6 protein-coding genes are annotated in these 6457 nt (G+C 61.6%); 2 read left to right on the forward strand and 4 right to left on the reverse strand.

Going from position 1 to position 6457, the window contains the following annotated elements:
- Positions 1-264 precede the first annotated feature (264 nt).
- From rpoD to RDM88_RS10980, 4 genes are all read right to left on the reverse strand, one after another.
- Positions 265-1350 (reverse strand): RNA polymerase sigma factor RpoD, encoded by a 1086-nt coding sequence (gene rpoD, locus RDM88_RS10965; protein ID WP_308754878.1) that lies wholly within the window; start codon positions 1348-1350, stop codon positions 265-267.
- A 19-nt stretch (positions 1351-1369) separates the two neighbouring features.
- Positions 1370-3136 carry a DNA primase gene (gene dnaG, locus RDM88_RS10970; RefSeq protein WP_308754879.1) on the reverse strand — a complete coding sequence of 589 codons (1767 nt, stop codon included), beginning with the start codon at positions 3134-3136 and terminating at the stop codon, positions 1370-1372.
- Between the two features lie 31 nt (positions 3137-3167).
- Positions 3168-4181, reverse strand: coding sequence for a deoxyguanosinetriphosphate triphosphohydrolase (locus tag RDM88_RS10975; protein ID WP_308754880.1), 1014 nt, complete (start codon positions 4179-4181; stop codon positions 3168-3170).
- 140 nt (positions 4182-4321) lie between these two features.
- Positions 4322-4948, reverse strand: coding sequence for a YigZ family protein (locus RDM88_RS10980; RefSeq protein WP_308754881.1), 627 nt, complete (start codon positions 4946-4948; stop codon positions 4322-4324).
- Between the two features lie 404 nt (positions 4949-5352).
- Here RDM88_RS10980 and RDM88_RS10985 point away from each other — a divergent pair, with 404 nt between their 5' ends.
- A complete protein-coding gene (locus tag RDM88_RS10985; RefSeq protein ID WP_172439106.1) occupies positions 5353-5529 on the forward strand; it encodes a hypothetical protein in 177 nt (58 codons plus the stop codon).
- A 236-nt stretch (positions 5530-5765) separates the two neighbouring features.
- Positions 5766-5888 carry a ribbon-helix-helix protein, CopG family gene (locus RDM88_RS12905; RefSeq protein ID WP_374045460.1) on the forward strand — a complete coding sequence of 41 codons (123 nt, stop codon included), beginning with the start codon at positions 5766-5768 and terminating at the stop codon, positions 5886-5888.
- Positions 5889-6457 lie beyond the last annotated feature (569 nt).

Genomic DNA, 6457 nt, shown 5'->3' on the forward strand with positions numbered 1-6457 from the left:
GTGGCGCGCGGCGGAACGCGCTCGTGATTCTTGCCGCCAAAGGCGGCAATTCCCGTGAAAGCTCTGCCGCCCGATGAGCGGCAAATCTAAAACCTGCGCGCGGCGGAACGCGCTCGTGATTCTTGCCGCCAAGGGCGGCAATTCCCGTGAAAGCTCCGCCGCTCGTCGAGCGGCATATCTAAGAACATTTCCGCCGGTCGGCAACGAAAACCCAAAGAAGCGGCCGCCCTTCCGGGCGGCCGCTTCTTTTTCAAAAGTTTTCCTTTAGTCGAGGAAGTCCTTCAGCTTCTTGCTGCGGGAGGGATGGCGGAGCTTGCGCAGGGCCTTGGCTTCGATCTGGCGGATGCGCTCGCGTGTGACGTTGAACTCCTTGCCGACCTCCTCGAGGGTGCGGCTGCGGCCGTCCTCGAGGCCGAAACGCAGGCGGAGCACCTTTTCCTCGCGCGGGGTGAGGGTCTGGAGCACCTCGGAGAGCTGCTCCTTGAGCAGCACATGGGAAGCGGCGTCCGCCGGGGCGGGCGCGTCGTCGTCGGGGATGAAATCGCCGAGGTGGCTGTCCTCCTCCTCGCCGATCGGCGTTTCGAGCGACACCGGCTCCTGCGCCACCCGCATGATCTCGCGCACCTTGTCGACCGGCATGTCGAGCTCGGCCGCGATCTCATCGGCGGTCGGCTCGTGGCCGTTCTTGTGGAGCAGCTGGGAGGAGACCTTTTTCACCTTGTTGATCGTCTCGACCATGTGCACCGGGATGCGGATGGTGCGCGCCTGATCGGCGATCGCGCGGGTAATCGCCTGGCGGATCCACCAGGTCGCGTAGGTGGAAAATTTGAAGCCCTTGGTGTGGTCGAACTTTTCGACCGCCTTGATGAGGCCGAGGTTGCCCTCCTGGATGAGGTCCAAAAACTGCATCCCGCGGCCGACGTACCGCTTGGCGATGCTGACGACAAGGCGCAGGTTCGCCTCCGAAAGACGCTTGCGCGCCTCGACGTCCCCCTGCCCCATGCGCACGGCAAGATCGATCTCCTCGTCGGCGGAGAGCAGCGGCACCCGCCCGATCTCCTTGAGGTAGACCTTCACCGGATCGTCGATGTTGATGCCCTCGGCGGCCAGCGCCACATCGAGGTCGGCGCCCTTGCCGAGGTCCTTGAAGTCCTCCTCGACCGGCGTCACCATGTCCTCGATAATCTCAATATTGTTCTGCTCCAGCAGGTCGTACATCTTGTCGACCTGTTCGACGTCGTAATCCAGTTCCTCGAGCGCGTCGCTGATTTCCTTGGTGGTCAGCTTGCCCTTTGCCTTGCCGCTCTCCAGCAGTTCCTTCAAGACGGCTTTCTTTTCCTGTACACCCATTGCTGCATGTCCCCCTAAATCAGTTTGACTTCTTCTTGGACGCCAACGAGGCTATGTACGCCTTCAGATCGTCATCCGTCATGGCCGCGACCTCGTCCTGCGACTTGATATTTTTATGGCTGAGGATGGTGTCGATATAGCTGTCGACATCCTCCACGCCGAACATCATACCCGATACGGCGTTGACCAGCTCGGACGCAACGCCCATCTGGTCCACCGTCAGCTGCGCCGACAGCAGGCTGAGCTCCACCGACTGCCCCGCCGCCAGCCGCTCGAACAGCACCTTCGCAAGCTCGCGGTTGCGGTCGGTGACAAAATCTTCGAGCGTGATCCGGGACGCGGCATGCGCGTAATAATCCGGATTCTTCATGAGGATGCCCAGCAGCTTGTCCTCCGCCAGCGCGAACTTGATGTTGCGCGCCCGCTGGAAATCCTGCCGCTGGCTGGGCGCCTTGACCTCGCTGTAGACCTTGAGCTCGGAGGCGTCCCGCCGGCGGCGCTTGGACGCGCGCTTCTGCTCGAACTTGAGCTGCGTCTCGACCGCCTCCTTGGCCACCTCCAGTTCGGCGGCCACCTTGGAGATGTAGACGTCCCGCTCAACCGCGTTGGGGATCCCCGCCATCAGCGCAACGAATTCCCGCAGGAACGCGACCTTGCCGTCGGCGGTGTCGCAGTCGTACTTCTGCCGGAGCTTGGCGATCTCGAACTCCGTGGCGTTCGACGCGCCCTCGAGCAGCAGCGAAAACCGCTCGGCGCCGAATTTCTTGATGTATTCGTCGGGGTCCTTCGCCCCCGTGATGGACAGCACCCTGATCTTCACGCCGACCTCCCCGAGCAGGCCGACCGCCCGCCGGGTCGCGGCCTGCCCCGCGCCGTCCGAGTCGTAGGAGAGGATGACGCCCTGGGCATACTGCGCGATCAGCCGCGACTGTTCGGAGGTGAGCGCGGTGCCCAGCGTCGCGACGGCGTTGTCGAACCCCGCCTGGTGCATGGCGATCACGTCCATATACCCCTCGCAGAGGATAAGCCCCTCCCGCTTGGAGGCCTTCGCAAAGTTGAGCGCGAAGAGGTTGCGGCTCTTTTTAAAGACGGGCGTGTCGGACGAGTTGAGGTATTTGGGCCCCTTCGCGTCCCCCATGACCCGCCCGCCGAACCCGATGACGTTGCCCCGCAGGTCGATGATCGGAAACATCACCCGGTTGCGGAAGCTGTCGTAGAGGCCGCCGCTCTTCCCCCTGGCCGCCACCGCGGCGGCCGTCATCTCGTCGTCGGTAAAGCCCTTGGAGCGCAGGTATTTGCAGGCGGAATCCCAGCTGTCGGGCGCGTAGCCGAGGCCGAACCGGATGATCGTCTGGTTGGCAAGCCCCCGCCCGTGCAGGTAGTCGAGCCCCGGCTTGCCCTGCGGGCCCCGCAGGCAGCTGTGGTAGAACCGCGCGAGGGTGCGGTTGAGCTCGAGCACGCGGGCCTTGAGGCGCGCCATGCCGTCGTCCCGCGTGTCCTCCGGCATCGCCATGCCCGCCCGCTGGGCCAGGAAGCGCACCGCCTCCACATACTCGAGGTTTTCGATGCGGCGGATGAAGGTGATCACATCGCCCCCCGCGCCGCAGCCGAAGCAGTAGAAGCTCTGGTTGTCGGGGTAGACGGTGAAGGAGGGGGTCTTTTCCGAGTGGAAGGGGCAGAGCCCGGTGGCCACCCGCCCCCGCCGTTTGAGATGCACATAGGAGGAGACGACCTGTTCGATGTCGCTGTAGCTTTTGAGCTCCTGCAAAAAAAGTTCTGAAATCATCGGCGGCCGCCTCCTTTCCGGTTTGTTTCAATCAATAGATTTCCCACGGGCGCGGAACGAACAGCCGTTCATAGGTCGCGACCGCGTACCGGTCGGACATGCCCGATATGTAATCGCAGGCGGCGCGCGCGGCGTCCTCCCGCTCATAGATCGCCTGGTATTCGTCGGGCAGCTCCTGCGGGTGCTCCGCGAAGTGGCGGTAGAGGCTCTTTACGACCTCCTCCGCCTTGCCCTCCTCCCCCTTCGCCACGGGGTTGAGGTAGACCGCCTCATACATGAACGAGTTGAACTGGGCGAACGCTTCGGCGGCCGCCTTGTCCATCACGACGTCCTCTCCGCTGTTTTCCACCAGCGAGGTGATGAGGGTGGTGATCCGCTGGGATTTGGTGCGCCCGAGCGCGTATTTGATCGTCCAGGGGATGTCGTCCTGCGTCAGCACCCGCGCGCGCAGCGCGTCCTCGAGGTCGTGGTTGAGGTAGGCGATCTTGTCCGCGAAATAGACGGCGCGGCCTTCGAGCGTCTTTGCCCGGCCCTCCGGGGAGGGGTTGGAGTAGGAGTGGCAGCCGATGCCGTTGCGCACCTCCCAGGTGAGGTTGAGTCCCGCGCCGTTGTTCTCGATCTGTTCGACGACCCGCACGCTCTGCCGCGCGTGGGAGAACCCGTGCGGGCAGACCTCCTTGAGCGCGCGCTCCCCGGCATGTCCGAACGGCGTGTGCCCGAGGTCGTGCCCGAGCGCGATCGCCTCGGTGAGCTCCTCGTTGAGGCGCAGCGCGACGGCGATCGTCCGCGCGATCTGGCTCACCTCCAGCGTGTGGGTCAGCCGGGTGCGGTAGTGGTCCCCCTCGGGGGAGAGGAACACCTGCGTCTTATGCATCAGCCGCCGGAACGACTTGCAGTGGAGGATCCGGTCGCGGTCGCGCGCGTAGGGCGTCCGCAGCGGGCAGTCCTCGACCGGGCGTTCGCGCCCGAGCGAGTTTTGGGAGAGGCTGGCGTATTTTGACAGGGTGCGCGCCTGGATTTCCTGGGTCTGCTCACGGACCGTCATGCTGTCTCCCCCTCCCGCCAAGCGGCTTTCCATGCTGGTTTGCAGTTTGTTCTACTATATTATACTCCGCAGATAAAAAAATTCCTGCCTGATGCAGAAATTTCTTGCAAAAGGCAGGATGTTCCACCGTTCGACAGGAATCATTCGGGGATGCAGGCGTACCGGCGGTCGACCGCCCGCGGCGTCACCAGCGCGGAGGTGCCCTCCGCCAGCGCCTTTTCAAAGGACGGGACAAAACAGTCCTTCACCAGCACCTGCAACCGCACGACCGCCCCAAAGTCGGAAAACGTCGTCTGTGCGTGAAACTGCGGCAGCAGGTAGGAGATCTTTCCGTAGAGGTCGTAGCCGAATTCGAGCGCAAGCTCGGTGCACTCGCTCATCGTCATCCGCTCCGCCGCGTCGACCGCGAGCTTCGCGCCGTGGGAATACGCCCGCACCAGGCCGCCCGCGCCGAGCAGGACCCCGCCGAAATAGCGCGTCACCACGCAGACCAGGTCGGTCAGCCCCTCCCGCTGGAGCACCTCGAGCACCGGCACGCCCCCCGTCCCCTGCGGCTCGCCGTCGTCCGAATAGCGGCGGGTCTGGCCGTCGCGCAGGATGTAGGCGTAGACGTTGTGGCTCGCGTCCCAGTATTTGTCGCGGCACTCCGCGATGAAGGCGGCCGCCTCCTCCTCGCTGGCGGCAGGCTTCACATGCCCGATGAAACGGGAGCGCCGCTCGGTGAATTCGTCGCTTGCAAAGGCTTTGATCGTTGTGTATTCGTCCATTGGCGGGCTCCTTTCTTTTGGATCTGCCGCCCGGAGAGCGGCGGAGCTTTCCGGCAGCCGGCCGGCGGCGGCAGTTTTTAGATATTCCGCCCAGAGGTCGGAGGGCTTTGTTACGCACCCCTTCGGGGTGCTTTAGATGTGCCGCCTTCGGCGGCAAGGATTGCCGGGACCCGCCCCGGCGGGCGGGTCCATTTCTTGCGCGCCCAAGAAATGGACGAAAGAAGGGCGCTCAAGGGGGGCTCACTTGAAGAAGGCAGGGCGCAAAGCTCGCCCCCCTTGAGAATCCCCCCTCCGCTCACGTCCAGCCAACTGCAAGAAGAAGGCACATGCAAACGCTTCCAAAAAGTTCTTAACTTTTGACCCCAAAACTCATATAATTATTTTGGGGTCAAAAGTCAAAGGAGGTGACGCATCTGACCGCCGCAAAAATGGGGCGGCCGACGACCGACCCGAAACCGCATAAGGTTGGCGCACGTATCAATGATGAGGACTTCAAAATCCTCCTTGATTACTGCACACGGCATCAGAAAACCCAACCGGAAGCGATCCGGGACGGCATCAAAAGCCTCAAGGAAAAGTGAAGGAAACGGCGATCCTCCCACAGGAAGCCCGCCGTTTCCGACCCCACGCACAGGACCTTGCGGGCCTCACGCACAAATATTTTACCATGTGCGCATGATTTCCACAAGTACCTGTGCGTAAAACACTTGACTTTTGTTCGACATAAATATATAATTATATTGTCGAACAAAAAGGAGGTGATCTCCTGTCCGACAAGAAACTCGGCCGACCGACCGATCATCCCAAGCCGTACCGCATGGGCATCCGCGTCGATGAAAAAACGTTGGAACAACTCGACGCATACTGCCGGAAACATTCTGTTTCTCGCTCTGACGCAGTTCGGATTGCAATTGAACGGCTCGTAGGCGAAAAAAAGTGAAGGAAACGGCGCAATCCCCAACAAGAATCCCGCCGTTTCCGACCCAACGCACAGGCCCTTGCGGGCCTCGCGCACAAATATTTTACCATGTGCGCATGATTTCCACAAGTACCTGTGCGTAAAACGTTTGACTTTCGTAGCTACAATTATATAATAATATTGTCGCTACAGAAAGGAGGGGACTGCATCAGCGAACAGAAGAAAATCGGCCGGCCCACCGACAGCCCAAAAAACGTTATGATGCGCTTCCGCATCGACGACGAAACTCTCCGCAAGCTCGATGAGTGCAGCAAAATCCTGAAAATTAGTCGCTCAGAAGTTCTTCGCGCTGAGGTTCATCGGCTTCACGCTGAGCTGACCCAGAAAAAGTAGAGGGGAACGGCCACCCCAGCAAGAGTACCGTTCCCCCCACACCACGCACAGGCTCTTACGGGCCTCACGCACAAATATTTTACCATGTGCGCGCATTTTCCGCAAGTGCCTGTGTGGCATCGACAGAAAGGAGCCTGTCCATGACCGTCACCCATGACGACTTTGAGAGATACCTTTACGGGCGCCTCACCGAACAG

Origin of the sequence: uncultured Anaerotruncus sp. (assembly GCF_902490045.1) — a bacterium.
GTDB lineage: Bacteria > Bacillota > Clostridia > Oscillospirales > Ruminococcaceae > Anaerotruncus.